Source organism: Pseudoalteromonas sp. Ld19 (genome assembly GCF_045064135.1).
In the GTDB taxonomy this organism is placed as follows: Bacteria; Pseudomonadota; Gammaproteobacteria; order Enterobacterales; family Alteromonadaceae; genus Pseudoalteromonas; species Pseudoalteromonas aliena.
Map to the genome: position 1 here is coordinate 1 of NZ_JBISHA010000016.1, position 18,137 is coordinate 18,137.

The following is an 18,137-nucleotide window of genomic DNA, read 5'->3' on the forward strand; positions in this document are numbered from 1 at the left end:
CAATAGGCCCGCTATTGACGCGTAAGTTCGCCTTGTTTTCACTGAAAATCTCTGGCTAGAGAAAAATAAATTTAAATATCATTATGATTCAATATATTAGTAAATATCTTAACCAGAGTTCAGGTTACTTAGCTTGAGCTTAGGTTGCTTATTAACTCTTTTAGGCTCAGCCCTGCGAATGTTTACGTAATTCTTCTAGCATTACTTCGTCACCCACCATTTCATGTAAAAGTGATTTTACTTTTTCGTCAGAGGTATTTTGATATAGGGATAAAATTTGCTCCGCTACTTGCTGAATATCCCCATTTTTTGTGCCTTTTGCTTGGTAGTATTGATTTATCAAGCCTTGGCTAGCAAGAGTACGAACATAATCGTTATTATCTTGCTTGAGTATTGTTGAAAAGCGCTCTACTAAACGGTAATCACTTACAGGGGCCTGTGTTGTGATTTCTATCGCTTGTATCTTAAACTTCTCATCGTTGCTTACAGTGGCTAAATCTAAAATGCTGCCTACGGCCTCATAGTCGTATTCGGGCATTTGCGATTTATTCAAAATGAACATATTCATCTGTAACTGGCTCAATGCTCCCAAGCGTTCTAAATCAGTATAATGTGTACTTAATATTTTGCTTCGCAATTCTTCATTTACGCTTTTTGTGAATGCAGGATCTGATTTAATACGTAAGTCATAATCTTCAGGTAAATCAGCATAAAAGCCATATAATGGATTTTTATTTCGTAGTTCTTCAATTTCTTTTTGTTCTTTTTCTTCAATAACGGCGAGAACTAGCTCTTTAATGTCAGGAGATGATACATTCTCATTAGGACCGATATTACTTAGCTTCAAATTTTTCAGCTCTAGTTTTAAAGCAGTAACCTGTGTTTGTAAGTCTTTTAATAAAGGGTTATTGCTGACTGGTGCATCAGAACGATCAATTTCATTACTAGAGCGTGAGTCATGCATATTTTGCGATTGAAGATGAGATGTTGAAGGCGCTGTTGTAAAAAATGCACCATAGCTGGCAATAGTAACAGCTGCAATAGACAAGGTTATAGCGATAGATTCTTTATTAATTGGCATTTAAGGTACTCTTTATCAATGAGGGTCTAAATTTATCGTTTTTAAAGGTTAATGTCTGTTAAAAGATGTAAGCAATACTCATGCTCAACAAAGTGATTTTTCAAATGTAGTTCAGGCTAACGAATACTAATCCACAAGAATACGTAATCAATTTGAGGAGCTAAGCTGGGTAAAAGTCTCTGATAAACGACTGCATGGATGTAGAAACATGCAGTGGCAATTGCCGAGAGCAACTAAATAACGAAACCCTTACCTCAAAATAAACCGCTTAATTAGTAAATTGGTATAACAGTAAAAAAGACTCTATTTTTTAGAGTCTAATATCAGATTTACTTTAGGCAGTTTTAATTATTTTTTGCATACTCTTCTGCTTTTTTCCATACTCTTAACGTATTTCCGCTCAATATCTTTTTAATGTCTTTATCGCTGTACCCTCTGTCTATTAACCCTTGAACTAGGTTTGGATAGCTAGAGACATCTTTTAAGCCAATAGGTAATGAGTCGCCAACACCGTCATAATCAGAACCAATACCTACATAATCAATACCAATTAGCTTAACTACGTGATCAATATGGTCAAGTACTTGCGCAAGGCTAGCAAAAGGGTATGGGTTTTTAGCACGATACGCAGCATCAAAATCTTGACTTAATTTAGTGCCTTCTTTTTTTACCAGCTCTTTTTTACTTTTTAACTGTTTGCCCCAACTACCTGCTTTAGCAGTGACAAAACTTGAACCAAAGTTGATTTGAATAACACCGCCATTTTCTTTCAGCGCTAATAACATATCGTCATTCATATTACGTTCAAAACCTGGAGTATACTTGCGTAGTGATGAATGCGATGCAATAACTGGAGTTTTAGAGAGCTTCATAACTTGATAAAACGCATCATCCGAAATATGCGAGACATCGATTAACATACCAATATTATTCATTTCAGTGACCAGCTCTTTACCAAATGGGCTTAGGCCTTTCCACTTTCGGCGTATATCGTAGGATGAGTCAGAAATATGATTGCTTTGTGAATGAGCAAGAGTAATGTAGCGGACACCACGGTCAAAAAAGTGTTGTAGATTTTTTAAATCACCTTCAATAGGCGAGCCATTTTCCATTCCCATCGCAATAGATAGCTTACCTTGTTTAAATTGCGCTTCAATATCCGTAGTCGAACTAGCAATTGCAAACTTATCGGGTGCACGTTGAGCAATAGCTTCCATGCCATCAATGAGTTGATTGGCCAACTGATAGCTTTTACCTTTACCTTCAAATTCTAAATGTGCAGGAATATAAATCGACATAAACGGTGCATTTAAACCGCCTTTTACTGCGCGAGGGTAATCAAAATCGCCGCCGTCAGTTGCTTTAGTCACATCATCCCATTTATTGTATATTCGATAAGGGACGTCAATATGGGTGTCAATTAATATAGTTTCTTTGGTAAGTTTGATTGCTTTGTCTGATGCGCTAGTAGCTTGCTCTGCAAAGGCTTGGGGTGTTAAAACTAGTGATACGGCTACCACTAGAGTGCTGAGTTTTATCATGTTTTGGCTCTTAGGGTAAAAGGCCATTGTGTACGTTCAGTTCAAAAGTTACAAGTGCTAATCAAATGACTGTGCTTGGTGCTCTTCACTTTGCAGCGCTTTAAATTCGCCCTTCGAAATAATAGTTACAGACTCATGTAGCTCTGAAAAAAACACCATGGCTTCACCATTTTTAAGCTGTAGCTTAACTTGGTTTACTTTAGATTCAATACTTGCTTCTACTTCGCCATAATCAGTGCCTTCGCGCAGTACATAGCTTTCTATTAAGTTGTAAAGAGTATCTTTATCGAGTTGCTCAAAAGGGATGATCATAATTGCTCATTATTTACTTTATTTAGAACATGTTGCCCAAAATAGTTGGGTACGGCTTTCTCTAACCAAAATATTGGCTTAAATGGGTTTTTACCACTAATAAAACCAACGTGTCCGCCTTTTTCAGAGATGCGCAGCGTAACATGCCCACTCACATCCTGCCTACTTGGCACGGCTTTAATTGACAGCATAGGATCGTCTTTGGCATGAATAATTAATGTTGGAACTGCAATATGCTTTAAATATGGCATTGCACTGGCTTGACGGTAATAATCGTGTGCGTTTTCAAAACCGTGTAAAGGAGCTGTTAGTTGATTGTCAAATTCTAATAAGTCATCGATTTTCATTAACTGTTTAGGGGTTAACGAAATCTGCTGCTTAATTTGTGGCAGTTTACGCTGCATCGATTTTTTCATACGATCGAGCAGATATTTTTGATAAATTTTACCTAAGCTTTTGCGAATTACATCACTCGATGAAGATAAATCATAAGGAGCCGATATTACTGCAGCAGCATTGAGTGGGCATGCCAATGCTTGTTCACCCAAATACTTAGCAAGTACATTACCACCAAGTGAAAACCCCACAGCAACCATTAGTCTATTTGGGTATTGCTGTTTTAGGTGATTAATGAAAAAAGCTAAATCGGCGGTGTCGCCACTGTGATATGCGCGAGGCAAGCGATTAACTTCGGTTGAGCAATTTCTAAAGTGCATCAGCACTACTGCATAACCTTGTTTTTTTAACGCTTTCATCATGCCCTTGGCATAAAAGCTATTTATATTGCCTTCAAGGCCATGAAGTACAATGGCAAGTGGCGCTGTCTCGTTGTGTGGAAGTGACCAAGCGAGTTCAATAAAATCACCATCGGGTGTATCAAGTTGTTCAAGTTCGTAGCGTGTATGTTGAAAAGGGCGGAAAAAACGCGGCATTATGGTTTGAACGTGACGATTAGTCATCCACCATGCTGGTTTGAACTTATGGATCATATTGGTACTACACACTTAACAATAAACGAAGCACTAGTGTATCAAATTTTTAGCGGTTAAAAATAAAAAGCGCCTAATCAGTAATAGATTAGGCGCTTTGTGCGTCGTGCTTAATTTTGGTCAGGAATTTCTGCGTCATTTATCTTTTTAAGAAAGAAAAAAGCGAAAAAGATACAAAGAGAAACAACAATAGCTAAAAATCCAAAAGACAAAAATAAAACTGGATCTGTAAAAAAGTCTCTAAAGAATACGTTCATGAGTTGTTCCCCTCGTTGTTGATGGGTTAATCATAAGCGCTGTTTGTATGGTGTAACGTGATCGAGATCAAGTTATTTTATTAAGCGGATGTGGGAGCGAAGTAAAGTTGATTTAGATCATGCTTTGAGGGCTAATAAGTTTATTATTACTGAGAGCAAAGAGAGTTTTTGCACAAAGAAAAGAGAATGAGCAGTGAAAGAGCGTATAAAAACGAGCAGCCTAAGTGGCTTTCACATACAGCTCAATATTATTCGGCTCTGGATCTGCTACGAATTCAAACCCATTCACCGCTTCAATCAACATATGCTGCTGTTGTTTTTCAAGCTTCAGCTCAGCGCTTAGTAACTCGGCGCGTATTGTGGCGTAATCACTTAACGTATTCTGATTAATTTTTAAATAGCTACGTGCAGTGCGCAGAGGTTGTAATACGTGAGTATCAAACTCACTCACTACTTGTGTTAACTCGTTTAACTGTTGGGCATTAATACTTAACTTTAATGAATCTAAATAAAGCAGTAATAAGCATAAATTGACGTTTTTTCCTTGCTGGTTTTGTAGTGCCAGCAAGGTTGTTTGTTGCCCCGGCTTTGCGTACAAGGTGCACGCAAATTGCCAAAAATGGTCGCTATTGAGCAAGTTCATCGGCGAAGGCCTGTTCTTTTTCTTCCATTTCTTCAAGTGCCATCAGTAGCTCTTCTTCAACGTCGTTAAGCTTAGGTGTAAGCGTTGCTTGCTTGGCCAATAATTCTTTTAGCTTGGCTTTGTTATCGTCGTTGTAGAGTTCGTTATCACCTAGTGCGGCTTCTACTTCGTTAAGCTCTGCTGAGTATTTATCTAACTGCTTTTCAAGCTTTTCAATTTGCTTTTTAAGTGGTTGAATTGCTTTTCTAAACTCGGCTTCTAGGCGCTTTTGTTCTTTACGATTAATGCCAGAATTAGCTTTTACTTCATCAGATTGCTCAGTCTTGGTTGCCTCTTTATTGGCATTAAGCAGCCATTGATAATACGCATCTAAGTCATAACCAAATTGGGTTACCTTACCGTCATCTACTAGGTAAAATTCATCGGCGGTGTTTTTAAGCATATGGCGATCGTGCGATACGGTAACCATTGCGCCTTCAAACCCTTGCAGAGCCATAACAAGTGCATGGCGCATTTCTAAATCAAGGTGGTTAGTTGGCTCATCGAGTAGTAGTAAATTTGGTTTTTGATATACCAGCATAGCAAGTACTAAGCGTGCTTTTTCGCCGCCCGAAAAAGGCGCTACAGGTTCTAAGGCTTTATCGCCAATAAAGGCAAAACCACCTAAAAAGTCACGTAGTGATTGCTCGGTCGCTTTTGGGTTTAGTCGTTGTATATGTGTTATTGCGCTGGCTTTTAAATCAAGAGATTCAAGCTGATGCTGCGCAAAGTAACCAATATTTAATCCGTGATGCTGAATGACTTCGCCAGCTTGCGGCGCTAAATCACCAGACAGCAGTTTAATCAGTGTTGATTTACCCGCGCCATTTCTACCAAGTAATGCAATTCGGCTACCTGGCACTAGGTTTAGTTCTATATTATTTAAAATGGTAACATCACCATAACCCGCTTTGGCTTTATCTATCGTCATTAGTGGGTTTGGTAATGCGGTTGGGTCTGCAAACTCAAAATTAAACGGTGAGTCGGCATGTGCCGGTGCTAATTTTTCCATGCGCTCAAGCGCTTTCACACGGCTTTGTGCTTGTTTAGCTTTACTGGCTTTTGCTTTAAAGCGAGTTATAAATTGCTCTAAGTGAGCAATTTGCTCTTGTTGCTTATCAAACATGGCCTGTTGTTGCAGTAAACGCTCTGCTTTTTGGCGCTCAAACTGCGAGTAATTACCCTTGTACACATTGATAAGTTGCTTATCTACATGCCAAATTTGATCAACGACGGCATCTAAAAACTCACGGTCATGTGATATAAGTACCAACGTACCCGTGTAAGCACGTAAAAAGCGTTCAAGCCAGTATACAGCATCTAAATCAAGGTGGTTTGTTGGCTCATCGAGCAATAGTAAATCGGCATCGCGTATTAATGCTTGGGCAAGATTTAAGCGCATACGCCAACCACCTGAAAACGAGCTTACAGAGTTTTCTATTTGGTTATTCGCAAAGCCTAAGCCATGTAATAGTTCACCAGCTGTTGATTCAATGCTATAGCCTTTAATGTTCTCGAGTTGAATATGTACTTTGGCTTGTGTATCGCCATCGTTGTTTTGCTCGGCCTCACGCAGTGCTATACGCATTGCATAGTATTCTGGATGGCCTTGCAGTACATAATCAATTGCGCTTATTTCAAGGGCTGGAGTTTCTTGCTTTACTGAGGCAATAGACCAATCTTTTGGAATGCTGCAATTACCAGCATCGAGTTGTAATTCTGATTTTAATAGGCCAAATAAGGTTGATTTTCCGCAGCCGTTAGCGCCTACTAACCCAACTTTATGCTCCGGGAATAACGTAGCTGATGCGTTTTTTAATAAGGCTTTTCCGCCACGAAGTAGTTCTATTTCTGATATTTGGATCATGAATGCGTTACTTTACTGTGCCCTTGTTAAGTTGGCGTTATCATACCATAGAACTTAATGCGCTTATCAAGCGTATCAACAAGTGAAGTTATACGATAAAATAGCGGCAGTTCTAACCACAGGAAAAATGTTGTGAGACAAAAAAAGCGATTTATTGCTGGTGCATCGTGCTCTGAGTGTAAAGCTATGGATACTATGATGCTTTACAGAGAACATGATGTTGAAAAAGTAGAGTGTGTTGAGTGTGGTCATAAAATGGCGCAGCCAGATAACGCTGTTCAGGCATCTACCCGCCAATTTGAACAAGTCATTGGTGTGTTTAAACCGGGTGATTAACCCGGTTTTTATCGCCTATTTTTACTAGCTTTAGTAATGCGGTGGCGGTGGCTCAGGTACTTCCGACATCATAGATGACGATGACTGCGACTCTTTAATTTTTTCTGCTAGCAGCTCTGTTTGGCGTTTCATTTTTGCTAAAAGTTGCTGGTGCACTTTTATTTCATCATTTAAGACTTCAATCGTTTCGTCTTGAAAAGCCACTTTGGCTTCAAGTTCCATTAAGCGATGTTCAATTGTGTTCATTATTCTCTCGTATAATAAATCGCTCTGCGATACCGCTGGAGCTTTCGGTTAACAACGACTTACCGTTATCTGTAAATGTCACATCTAGCACCACTGCCGATTTCGGCTTACTGCCTTCGCGCGGGGTGACCTGCCAAGTTTGAATTTTTTCACCGCTTGGTATTTGCCACAAATCAACTCGCTTATTAGGAGAGCCGGTTGCCAGCAAAGTGCCTTGTTCGTTAAAACGCACCGCAGTAAAAATTTTCTGACGCGCAATATACTTCAGTTTACTCACAAGATCACCTGTAGTCAGCTTCCATACATTTGCTTGTGCCATACTATCGGCCGTAAACGCATAGCGACCTTGTGGATCGAGCGTTACTTGGGTGACACGCGTTGGGTGATTAAAGCGGTGAATTACTTGGCCAGTAAGCGTATCCCAAAAGTAAGCAACATAATCGTTAGACCCACTTAAAGCAAAGCGCCCATTCGGCGATAAATCGACAGTGTTAACTTTATCTTGGTGGCCTAAAAACTCGATGCGTCTGCCGGTTTCAAGATTTATAAATACCACTACGCCGTCGCTTCGGCCATACAATACGCTTCGGCCTTGATTGCTAATAGCAATATCGCGAATGCTGGCCTTTTGGATTTTGTAATAGCCTTTATTTTTGCCTGTGGTTATATCCCAAACGGCAAACGTGGTTTTTTCTGCGGTAACAGCAACGCTGTTATCAAAGGCAATTGCAACAGCATACACTAAGCTATCTTCAGCTTGCTGCTGAAACCATTGGTATTTGAGAGCGTTTTGTTGATTATCCCACAGGGCGACCCCATGATTGATTGAGGAGATTAAGCTGTATTTACCATCGTTTGATAATGTTGACGAAAATGCACCTTTTGCTGCATGTTCGTAGCTTGCAATAGCGTGTTGTTTTTTATCACTACAGGCAATGACTAAAAAACAGCTAAATATGATTAAAAAAGTACGAAATATCGACATGTTACAGGTATTTCCTCTTAACTCTTGTTGACTGAGAGGTTAGACTAGGATGCGTTGAATGCCTAGGTTGTTTGTCTAAGCACTGAATATGCGTTTAGTTTAGCTAACAAAAATTTAGTCATTACACAAACAGCCTACCATGTAGGCCGTTAATCTTTAACTAGTAATAATACAATAAATGACAACTGCAAAGTGTGTCGGAGATTTAAAATGAAAAAGACGATTAGATTGTCATTGATTGCAGCGTCAGTTTTAGCGCTTACAGCTTGTAATCAAGAAGCAAAAAAAGAGCAAGCAGAAGTTAAACTAGACACTGTAGAGCAGCAACAAGCATACGGTATTGGTGCATCTGTAGGTAACTTTTTAAATAAAGACCTAGCAGACAAAACTGAAATTGGTATTAAACTAGACCAAGCACTGTTAATTCGTGGTTTTGAAGATGCACTTGCTGGTAATGCAAAAATTGACGAAGAGAAAATTCGTGAAGTGTTAACTGCATTAGATGAATCAGTGCGTACTAAGCAAGAAGAAAAAGCAAAAGTTGAGTCTGAAAAAAGTAAAGAAGCCGGTGTGAAATACCTAGCTGATAATGCTAAAAAAGAAGGTGTTTCAGTTACTGAATCTGGCTTACAGTACGAAGTAATTACACAGGGCGATGGCGAAAAGCCAGTAGCGACTGATGTAGTTAAAGTACATTATAAAGGTACTTTGCTAGATGGCACTGAGTTTGATAGCTCATATTCACGCAACGAGCCTACGACTTTCCCTCTTAACCGTGTAATTCCAGGTTGGACTGAAGGTTTACAACTTATGTCTGTTGGCTCTAAGTACAAGTTCACTATTCCTTCTGAACTTGCTTACGGCGACCGTGATTTAGGTAAAATCCCTGCTAACTCAACGCTTGTATTTGAAGTTGAATTACTAGAGATTCAAAACGATGCGGATGCTAGCGCAGCACAATAATAAACTAACGCTTATAGTTTAAATATAAAAAGGGACCTTAGGTCCCTTTTTTAATATACTTAATGTAAGTAATTAATCTGTGTGATTGGAAAATAAATTATCAATCAGTTCATCTTCTAGTGCAAAGCGTGCTTCTAGTGTTTCACCAATTACAGATAAGTCATTATCAAAATCTTTCAGTAAATCGTCTTTGTTCACTTCGGCATATTTATCGTTAAAATCAAGTGCCACATCAGTAGTGCTTGAAATGCGTGGATAGATATCGTTAGCCAAGGCTTGGCTTTGTACGCCTTTTTTCTCACATGCCTTAGCAATATCATCATAAATCTCAAAATGACCTGCAGATAAATAATCCATCAAAATTTGGCAAAATGATTCAATCTGCGCAGGTTCAGGCAAAGCATGATCTTTTTTATCGTACGGTGAAAAACCAGCCATTTTACAAAAAAGCACAATGAGCTCTTGGCGTTCGTTTAACCACTTGTCGATTACAGTGTGGCTGCCACCCCATTTTTGTTGAGCTTTTTCTACACGCGTCAGCATAACTATTCTCCTAGCTGGGTTGGTCTTTCAATTGGAATATAATAAGTTTATATACATCAAGATATATTTAATTTGCGTGTATATCAACAAGTAAAATAGATGTTCTAAAAGCGGTGTTGTTTATTTGAGATGTAAGACTAAAAATTTATTGCGGGCAAGAAAAAACCACCGGTTAGGGTGGTCTAATTTCTTTCAATGACTTGTTGTAACAAGCTTTCTTATTTTTATTGTTATTATTTTAATGACTTTTATTTTTATTATTTTAAGATTTTTATTGTTGTTTTTGTTAACGCGGGACAAACAATAACAAGGTTTTTACTATGTTGCAAACATATTAATTAAAAGTTTTAAATGTTATTTTGAGGTTGTGTGTTTTATGGTCAAAATAAAATGAAAGCTTAAATAATCTTGATCTACCTTAAGGTAAGGTTGTTTTCGTCTCTAAGCAATAGAGGGGCGGTGAATATGGTGGTACAATCTCGCATAATTTATACAAGCCTTAGGATTATTTACGCCATGAGCGAATTAAAAAACGACCGTTATTTACGTGCACTAGCTAAACAGCCAGTAGATGTAACTCCGGTATGGATGATGCGCCAAGCAGGACGCTATTTACCTGAATACCGTGCTACACGTGCACAAGCGGGCGATTTTATGAGCCTGTGTCGAAATGCTGAGCTTGCGTGTGAAGTAACATTACAGCCACTGCGTCGTTATCCGTTAGATGCTGCTATTTTATTTAGTGACATTTTAACGATTCCAGACGCTATGGGTTTAGGTCTGTACTTTGAAACGGGTGAAGGACCTAAATTTGAGCGTCCTATTTCATCACTTGCGGATGTTAAAAAAATTCCAAAGTTAGACCCTACAGACGAGCTTGGCTACGTAATGAACGCAGTAAGTACTATTCGCCGTGAACTTAAAGGCGAAGTACCACTGATTGGTTTTTCTGGCTCTCCTTGGACGCTAGCAACTTACATGGTTGAAGGTGGGAGTAGTAAAGTATTTGGTAAAATTAAGAAAATGGCGTTTGCAGAGCCGCAAACACTTCATTTATTACTAGATAAATTAGCTGATTCAGTCATTGATTACTTAAATGCGCAGATCAAAGCTGGCGCGCAATCACTCATGGTATTTGACTCGTGGGGCGGGGTATTAAGCCCACGTGATTACAACGAATTTTCACTGCAATACATGCATAAAATCGTTGATGGCTTAATTCGTGAATACGATGGTCGTAAAGTACCGGTTACTTTGTTCACTAAAAATGGTGGTCAATGGATTGAAGCAATTGCAGCAACAGGTTGTGATGCAATTGGTCTTGATTGGACTATTAATATTAGCGACGCTAAGCGCCGCGTTGGCGATAAAGTAGCTCTACAAGGTAATATGGATCCGTCTATGTTACACGGTACACCAGAGCGTATTCGCCAAGAAGTAGGCACTATTTTAGAAGACTTTGGTACAGGCAACGGTCATGTGTTTAACTTAGGCCACGGTATTACACCAGATGTAGACCCTGAAAATGCCGGTGTATTCATCAATGCAGTACATGAGCTAAGTGCTAAATACCATAAGTAATGATCGCTTAATAAAGTTTAAAACAGTTTAAAAGTAAAAAGCCCGCTAATTAGCGGGCTTTTTGTTATCTATTTATAAAGGCTTTTAAATCAATTGCTTAAGCGGTTATTTAAATAAGCGATTTAAACCATTTAATGCGGCAACACGGTAGGCTTCAGCCATGGTTGGGTAATTAAATGTGGTATTTACAAAGTAGTCGATATTATTGCCACCATTTTTTTGTTCCATAATAGCTTGGCCAATGTGCACAATTTCAGACGCGCGTTCGCCAAAGCAGTGAACGCCAAGCACTTCTTTGGTTTCAGTGTGGAATAATATTTTTAAGCTACCTACTTCAGTACCCGCAATTTGCGCACGTGCCAAATGCTTAAACTGAGCACGGCCAACTTCATACGGTACTTTAGCGGCTGTAAGTTCTTGCTCTGTTTTACCTACTGAACTCATTTCTGGAATGGTATAAATACCGGCTGGAATATCAACAATCAGCCTGTCTTCGCAGTTACCACAGGCAATTGCATCAGCAGCTATACGGCCTTGATCAAACGCAGCACTTGCAAGGCTTGGGTAACCAATTACATCACCTACAGCGTATACGTTTTCAATATCCGTTTGATATGTTTCGTTAACTTTTAATTGGCCACGACTGTCGGCTTTTAAGCCAATGGCTTCAAGATTTAATGTATCGGTATTACCTGTGCGGCCATTTGCAAATAAAATACAGTCAGCTTTTACGCGTTTGCCTGATTTTAAATGCATAATAACGCAGTCGTCACGCGTCTCAATTCGGTCAAACTCTTCGTTGTGACGAATAACAATACCGCTATTCCAAAAGTGATAGCTAAGTGCGTCAGAGATTTCAGCATCCATAAAAGCAAGTAGTCGATCGCGGGTATTAACTAAATCAACTTTTGCGCCTAATCCTTTAAATATAGAAGCATACTCACAGCCAATAACACCTGCGCCGTAGATAAGTACGCGATGGGGGTCGTGCTCAAGGCCAAGTATTGTATCGCTTTCATAAATACGAGAATGCGTAAAATCGACTTCAGGTGGGCGATAAGGGCGAGAACCCGTTGCTATAACAATCGTTTTAGCGGTCAGTCGCTCGGTTGAGCCGTCATTTCTTTTTATTTCAATGGTGTGCTTATCTACAAAGCTCGCATCGCCTTGAAACATATGAATGCGGTTGCGATCATAAAAGCTACTACGTAAATTGGATTGCTTAGAAATAACCGAACTTGCGTGACGTAAAATGTCAGGGAATGTTAGACGACTAGGGCGTTCGCCAACATTAAACAATGGGTTAGCTTTGTATTCAATATAACGACTAACAGAGTGGCGAAGCGCTTTTGAAGGAATGGTTCCCCAATGCACACAACCACCACCAACTGACTCTTGGCGTTCAATAACCGCTACTTTTTTGTCGTTTTTTGAAAGGTTCATGGCGGTACCTTCACCGCCAGGACCCGTGCCAATAATGATTGCGTCATATTGGTATGTCACGGGTACTTTTTTTTGTTCTGATTGTTTGGCCACTGCCACTCCTAAATTAATTAAAAGAGGCTTTTAATAACCTCGCATTAAGTGCTAGCCATGCCTGTTTTTGATTTTCCCAGGCGGTTTCTAGCTCATGATATTGTGCCATTAATGCTGAGCGTTCACACTGCTTTGCCATGTTATTTTTTTTAACTTCTAACACTTGTTTTTGTAGTGAACAATAATTTTGCAGTTTTTTCAGCAGTAAGTCGTACTCTTGTTGTAATAATGTAAGCTTATCTTGCGCTAAAGGCAATTTTGCAAGACGCGTTTGCGTTCTACTCATTAGCGTTTCGGCTTTGGCTTTTTCGATACGTTCAACTGGTGTGCGTTTTAATTTATTGGCTAAACCAACAGCAGCTAAAGCGCGGATCATCCATTTTGTTGGGTCGTAATGAAACCATTTAATACCATTACGGTAATCGCTTGCAAAAATATGGTGGAAATTATGATAACCCTCACCGTAAGTAAATAGCGCTAAAAAGCCATTATCACGTGCTGTGTTTTTTTCCGTATATGGGCGAGAGCCCCAAATATGTGCAACCGAATTAATAAAAAAGGTAAAGTGCTGGCTCAATACTAAACGAAGTAAACCGGCAAGAATTAACATACCCCATACATCACCCACTAATAAGCCAAGAATAAGTGGCAGACCTACATTCATGGCAATCACCAGTTTTAAGTAATGCTTATGCTGCCACATAACGATTTTATTACGTTGTAGATCACGACAATTACTGTAATCACCGTAGCTATCGCCTTGGTAGTCACGTAACATCCAACCGATGTGACTATACCAAAAACCATTGGTCGCTGCGTAAGGGTCTTTTATTGGGTCATCAACTTGACCGTGGTGTATACGGTGATCGCTACTCCAGTGCAGTGCACTGTTTTGTAGTGCAAAAGCACCGCCAAGTGCAAAAATAAATTCAATGGCTGGATGCGCATTGTAGGCTTTGTGTGCCCACAATCGATGGTAGCCAGCAGTTATAGATAGGCCTGCATAAAACATGCAGCCTACAAAGGCAATCCAATGCGCGCTGGTAAACCCGTAGCTAATGGCGTACCAAGGTACAAGTGCGGCAGCCGCCAAAAAGGTCAGGCTAAAAAACAGGACGTTTGTCCAAATAATCGGTGGTTTATTCATAATTCTCAATCTCAGCGTACAACTGTAAGCTAAAATAGTATTTCAAACTCTTGTCGTCAAGTATTAGACTGTACAATTGAGCTAATATCACTAAATATTCATATAAAATAATTCAGGGAGCTGTTGATGTCGGGTGTTAGAGCGCAGCAGAAACAAAAAACACGACAAGCGTTAATTCAAGCGGCATTTAATCAGCTAAGTGCTGATCATAGTTTTTCGAATTTAAGTTTGCGTGAAGTAGCGCGAGAAGCTGGTATTGCCCCAACCTCATTTTATCGTCATTTTAAAGACATGAATGAACTGGGCTTAACTATGGTTGACGAAGCTGGTTTAACGTTGCGCCAACTAATGCGTCAAGCACGTAGACGTATCGCAAATGACGGTGGTAGTGTGATAAACACCTCAGTGGTTACTTTTATGGAGTTTATTGATAACTCAAGTAACCAATTTAGATTACTCCTGCGAGAGCGTTCAGGCACCTCTAAAGCATTTAGAGCCGCTGTAGCCCGTGAAATTAAACACTTCATTTTAGAGCTTGCTCATTACTTAGAAAGTGAAACTAAATGCAATGCTATGCATGCATATATTCAGTCTGAAGCTATGGTAACGCTGGTATTTAATGCCGGTGCAGAGGCGCTTGATATCGAAGGGCAACAACGAGATGAGCTTATTGAGCGGGTTATTTGGCAGTTGCGTTACATTACACGCGGTGCATCGCATTACGCCAGGGCGTGTTGACCTTTCGTGATTGATTTTGCAGCAGACTGTTTGGTATTTAGGCAAGGCAGAGCCTATGGTGTGTGGTTATTCCCCATAAATAGGCGATAACGCAGCATAAATGCCAAACATGCGCTGCCCTTGGGTTCTGCCTAGGGACGATTGACTCTTTGTTGTTCGGTTTTTACTTAGCCCACTAGGTTGCAAACCTCACGCCGCGATTAAATCGCCCCTAGATTGAACAAATTTCAATCTACAAAGGTTAACACACCCTAGAGAAGGTACTAAAGAAATATAGTTCAAAAAAATAACAAAAAACTAATCTAAGCACTGAGCCCTTCAGTGCTTAGTAAATTAAGCGAAAGTCATTGTTGTTTTGATTGGTTAATCTAGGTAAGTGTGATTTTTTACATAATTAATTCTTTTAATGTCCTCTTAAAAGCTGTTTTGTGGTTTTTTTATGCTTGCGCCCAATGCTCTGCAATGTTAAAAATAAACCTCATTGAACACACACAAGAAAATAAGATGCAAAATATTCGTTTAATTACACTAAAACTTAACCTCTTACTGCTATGGCAAGTAAGCGGGGATTAGTGTGTTTGCATCGAGTTGAACATTAAAACCCCGCAATTGCGGGGTTTTTTTTATCTCGCGGCAGGGATCAATTAAAAATTGAGTAACATAGGAATAAGGGGCAGTTATGCAAGAGCAAGATAAAGTGTGGATTTTTGATACCACCTTACGTGATGGCGAACAGGCGCTTAAAGCAAGCCTTACAGAAGACGATAAAATTCAGCTAGCACATACTATTAGTCGCTTGAATGTAGATGTGATGGAAGTGGGTTTTCCGGTTTCGAGCCCTGCTGACTTTCGCTCGGTGCAACGTATTGCAACTGAAGTAAAAGGTCCTATTATTTGTGGTTTAGCGCGCTCAGTTGCTAAAGATATTGAAGCCTGTGGCGAAGCTCTTCGCACAGCACAGCAAAGCCGTATTCATACTTTTATTGCTACAAGCCCTTTGCACCTTGAACATAAATTACGTATGAGCCTAGATGATGCAACGGCAATGGCCGTTAAATCAATTAAATTGGCACGTAACTATACTGATGATGTTGAATTTTCGTGTGAAGATGCCGGTCGTACGCCGCATTGGGATTTATGTAAAATTGTTGAGCAGGCAATTAACGCCGGAGCTTCAACTATTAACTTGCCAGACACCGTTGGTTTTGTAACGCCAGACGAATACGCTGCAATGATCCGCCACTTAATCAATAACGTGCCAAATATTGATAAAGCGCGCTTAAGTGTGCATTGCCACAACGATTTAGGTTTAGCAGTAGCAAACTCAGTAGCCGCAGTGCAAGCCGGTGCTCGCCAAATTGAGTGTACTATTAATGGCATTGGTGAGCGTGCAGGTAACTGCTCACTTGAAGAAGTGGCGATGATCATGAAAATGCGCCATGACCACTTAAAAGTATACACCGATATTAAAAGTGAAGAAATTTACCGCGCCTCTCGTCAAGTGGCTAAAATTTGTAATATGCCAGTACAGCCAAATAAAGCGATTGTGGGTGAAAACGCCTTTGCACACAGCTCAGGCATTCACCAAGACGGTGTATTAAAAGCGCAAAATACTTATGAGATTATGTCGCCAGAAAGCGTTGGTGTGCCAAGCAACCAATTAAATATGACTTCACGTTCGGGTCGTCATGTTATTGAGCATCGCTTAGAAGAGTTAGGCTATCAAAAATCTGACTACGATATGGATGGCTTATACAAAAGCTTTATTGAGTTGGCTGACCAAAAAGGCACCGTATACGATTACGACCTTGAGGCGATGATTTACTTTAATCAAATTAACGACAAAGACGAAAAATACCAATTAGAATTTGTTAACTCAGCCTCTAACTCACAATCGGTAGCAAGCTCGACCATTGGAATGCGAATTGATGGCGAAGCAAAACAAGAAGCAGCAACGGGCAATGGGCCAGTTGAAGCCTCGTTTGCAGCTATTGAGCGCTTAACTGGTATGAGCGTTGAAATGATTGAGTACAACTTAGAAGCAACAGGCCAAGGCGCAAGCTCACTAGGCCAAGTAAATATTATAGCTAAATACGATGGCCGACCTTACCACGGTGCGGGCATTGCAGCGGATGTGGTTGAAGCGTCGGTACGCGCCATGATCCGTGTTTATAACTTAATTTATCGTGCACAAAAAGTGTCTGATTTAAAACAACAAAGGAAAGCAGGATGAGTAAAACAAACTACAGCGTTGCCGTATTAGCAGGCGACGGTATTGGTCCAGAAGTAATGGCAGCAGCAGAGCAAGTATTGGATGCTGTGAGCAATAAGTTTGGTTTTACCCTGAACCGTGAGCATCACGCTATTGGTGGCGCAGCCATTGACGAATTTGGCGAAGCATTACCTTCAAAAACACTGAACGCCTGTGAAAACGCCGATGCTATTTTATTCGGCTCTGTAGGTGGTCCTAAATGGGAAAACTTACCACCAAACGAGCAGCCTGAGCGCGCATCGTTATTGCCGCTTCGTAAGCACTTTGGTTTGTTTTGTAATTTACGCCCTGCACAGTTATTACCTGCATTAAGTGCAGCGTCACCACTTCGCGCTGATATTAGCGAAAAAGGGTTTGATATTTTATGTGTGCGCGAACTAACCGGCGGCATTTATTTTGGTGAAAAAGGCCGTAGCGGTGAAGGCGCTGAAGAGTTTGCATTTGATACGCAAACATACTCGCGCAAAGAAATAGAACGTATTGCACGCTTTGCTTTTGAAGCTGCAAAGCTACGTAGTAACCACGTAACGTCGGTTGATAAAGCAAACGTACTTGCATCAAGCGTACTATGGCGCGAAGTAGTAACCGAAGTTAGTAAAGATTACCCAGAAGTAAGTCTAGATTACATTTACGTAGATAACGCCGCTATGCAGTTAGTTAAACAGCCTAGCCAGTTTGACGTACTACTTTGCGATAACTTATTTGGCGATATTTTGTCAGATGAGTGCGCCATGATCACAGGTTCTATGGGCTTATTACCATCGGCAAGCTTGAATCAATCAGGTTTTGGATTGTATGAGCCAGCAGGCGGTTCAGCGCCAGATATTGCAGGCAAAGGGATTGCAAACCCAATAGCACAAATTTTAAGTGCTGCATTAATGCTACGTTACTCGCTAGGGCAAGACGAAGCTGCGCGGACCATTGAAAAAGCTGTAGCAGAAGCTGTAGAAGCCGGTGTAGGCACGCCCGATATCTACCCGAACGCAGGTTACAGCACAAGCGATGTAGCAGCAGCCATCGTTTCACGCATTTAATAACATATTAAAGCTGCAGCACCGTTA

At 40.2% G+C, this 18,137-nt stretch carries 17 protein-coding genes; 6 read left to right on the forward strand and 11 right to left on the reverse strand.

Features of this window, described 5'->3' with window-relative positions; genetic code table 11:
- Nucleotides 1-166: 166 nt before the first annotated feature.
- From ACJJVZ_RS04335 to ACJJVZ_RS04360, 6 genes are all read right to left on the reverse strand, one after another.
- Nucleotides 167-1,081, reverse strand: a complete 915-nt coding sequence (locus ACJJVZ_RS04335) for a hypothetical protein (protein ID WP_405598475.1) — start codon at nucleotides 1,079-1,081, stop codon at nucleotides 167-169.
- 344 nt (nucleotides 1,082-1,425) lie between these two features.
- Nucleotides 1,426-2,622, reverse strand: coding sequence for a dipeptidase (locus ACJJVZ_RS04340; protein WP_405598478.1), 1,197 nt, complete (start codon nucleotides 2,620-2,622; stop codon nucleotides 1,426-1,428).
- A gap of 57 nt (nucleotides 2,623-2,679) precedes the next feature.
- A complete protein-coding gene (locus ACJJVZ_RS04345) occupies nucleotides 2,680-2,934 on the reverse strand; it encodes a YheU family protein (RefSeq protein WP_007378894.1) in 255 nt (84 codons plus the stop codon).
- Nucleotides 2,931-3,923, reverse strand: coding sequence for a hydrolase (locus ACJJVZ_RS04350; protein ID WP_138585319.1), 993 nt, complete (start codon nucleotides 3,921-3,923; stop codon nucleotides 2,931-2,933). Before ACJJVZ_RS04350 ends, ACJJVZ_RS04345 begins: the two co-directional genes overlap by 4 nt.
- 477 nt (nucleotides 3,924-4,400) lie before the next feature.
- Complete coding sequence (locus tag ACJJVZ_RS04355) at nucleotides 4,401-4,823, reverse strand: TIGR02444 family protein (RefSeq protein ID WP_405598480.1); 423 nt, start codon at nucleotides 4,821-4,823, stop codon at nucleotides 4,401-4,403.
- Nucleotides 4,807-6,729, reverse strand: a complete 1,923-nt coding sequence (locus tag ACJJVZ_RS04360) for an ATP-binding cassette domain-containing protein (protein WP_405598482.1) — start codon at nucleotides 6,727-6,729, stop codon at nucleotides 4,807-4,809. The genes ACJJVZ_RS04355 and ACJJVZ_RS04360 overlap by 17 nt, the downstream gene beginning before the upstream one ends.
- Nucleotides 6,730-6,861: 132 nt before the next feature.
- On the opposite strand from ACJJVZ_RS04360, the gene ACJJVZ_RS04365 reads away from it, so the two are divergent.
- Complete coding sequence (locus tag ACJJVZ_RS04365; protein WP_405598484.1) at nucleotides 6,862-7,065, forward strand: YheV family putative zinc ribbon protein; 204 nt, start codon at nucleotides 6,862-6,864, stop codon at nucleotides 7,063-7,065.
- 30 nt (nucleotides 7,066-7,095) lie between these two features.
- Here the strand turns inward: ACJJVZ_RS04365 and ACJJVZ_RS04370 are convergent, their stop codons facing one another.
- Both ACJJVZ_RS04370 and ACJJVZ_RS04375 read right to left on the reverse strand, forming a co-directional pair.
- A complete protein-coding gene (locus tag ACJJVZ_RS04370; protein ID WP_004335946.1) occupies nucleotides 7,096-7,311 on the reverse strand; it encodes a SlyX family protein in 216 nt (71 codons plus the stop codon).
- The gene (locus ACJJVZ_RS04375) at nucleotides 7,298-8,296 is read right to left on the reverse strand and encodes a WD40 repeat domain-containing protein (protein WP_077536404.1); all 999 of its coding nucleotides are present in this window, start codon (nucleotides 8,294-8,296) and stop codon (nucleotides 7,298-7,300) included. The genes ACJJVZ_RS04370 and ACJJVZ_RS04375 overlap by 14 nt, the downstream gene beginning before the upstream one ends.
- Nucleotides 8,297-8,506: 210 nt before the next feature.
- Between ACJJVZ_RS04375 and fkpA the strand changes: the two genes are divergently transcribed.
- Nucleotides 8,507-9,259 carry an FKBP-type peptidyl-prolyl cis-trans isomerase gene (fkpA, locus tag ACJJVZ_RS04380; RefSeq protein WP_193156451.1) on the forward strand — a complete coding sequence of 251 codons (753 nt, stop codon included), beginning with the start codon at nucleotides 8,507-8,509 and terminating at the stop codon, nucleotides 9,257-9,259.
- Nucleotides 9,260-9,331: 72 nt separating this feature from the next.
- On the opposite strand, the gene ACJJVZ_RS04385 is transcribed toward fkpA, so the two are convergent.
- The gene (locus ACJJVZ_RS04385; RefSeq protein WP_077536402.1) at nucleotides 9,332-9,802 is read right to left on the reverse strand and encodes an Rsd/AlgQ family anti-sigma factor; all 471 of its coding nucleotides are present in this window, start codon (nucleotides 9,800-9,802) and stop codon (nucleotides 9,332-9,334) included.
- A 516-nt stretch (nucleotides 9,803-10,318) separates the two neighbouring features.
- On the opposite strand from ACJJVZ_RS04385, the gene hemE reads away from it, so the two are divergent.
- Nucleotides 10,319-11,383, forward strand: a complete 1,065-nt coding sequence (gene hemE / locus ACJJVZ_RS04390) for a uroporphyrinogen decarboxylase (RefSeq protein ID WP_002961084.1) — start codon at nucleotides 10,319-10,321, stop codon at nucleotides 11,381-11,383.
- 105 nt (nucleotides 11,384-11,488) lie between these two features.
- Here hemE and sthA read toward each other — a convergent pair whose 3' ends face one another.
- Together sthA and ACJJVZ_RS04400 are read right to left on the reverse strand one after the other, a co-directional pair.
- Nucleotides 11,489-12,919, reverse strand: a complete 1,431-nt coding sequence (gene sthA, locus ACJJVZ_RS04395; RefSeq protein WP_171037490.1) for a Si-specific NAD(P)(+) transhydrogenase — start codon at nucleotides 12,917-12,919, stop codon at nucleotides 11,489-11,491.
- A 13-nt stretch (nucleotides 12,920-12,932) separates the two neighbouring features.
- Nucleotides 12,933-14,066 carry an acyl-CoA desaturase gene (locus tag ACJJVZ_RS04400; RefSeq protein ID WP_405598489.1) on the reverse strand — a complete coding sequence of 378 codons (1,134 nt, stop codon included), beginning with the start codon at nucleotides 14,064-14,066 and terminating at the stop codon, nucleotides 12,933-12,935.
- Between the two features lie 126 nt (nucleotides 14,067-14,192).
- Between ACJJVZ_RS04400 and fabR the strand changes: the two genes are divergently transcribed.
- The 3 genes from fabR to leuB all read left to right on the forward strand — a co-directional run bounded on the left by fabR (nucleotide 14,193) and on the right by leuB (nucleotide 18,110).
- Nucleotides 14,193-14,804: an HTH-type transcriptional repressor FabR gene (gene fabR, locus ACJJVZ_RS04405; protein ID WP_193156454.1), complete on the forward strand. Its 612-nt coding sequence runs from the start codon at nucleotides 14,193-14,195 to the stop codon at nucleotides 14,802-14,804.
- Between the two features lie 679 nt (nucleotides 14,805-15,483).
- On the forward strand, nucleotides 15,484-17,037 hold the full coding sequence (gene leuA / locus ACJJVZ_RS04410) for a 2-isopropylmalate synthase (protein ID WP_273046746.1): 1,554 nt from the start codon (nucleotides 15,484-15,486) through the stop codon (nucleotides 17,035-17,037).
- Nucleotides 17,034-18,110 (forward strand): 3-isopropylmalate dehydrogenase, encoded by a 1,077-nt coding sequence (gene leuB / locus ACJJVZ_RS04415; RefSeq protein ID WP_193156456.1) that lies wholly within the window; start codon nucleotides 17,034-17,036, stop codon nucleotides 18,108-18,110. Before leuA ends, leuB begins: the two co-directional genes overlap by 4 nt.
- The last annotated feature ends 27 nt before the right edge of the window (nucleotides 18,111-18,137 follow it).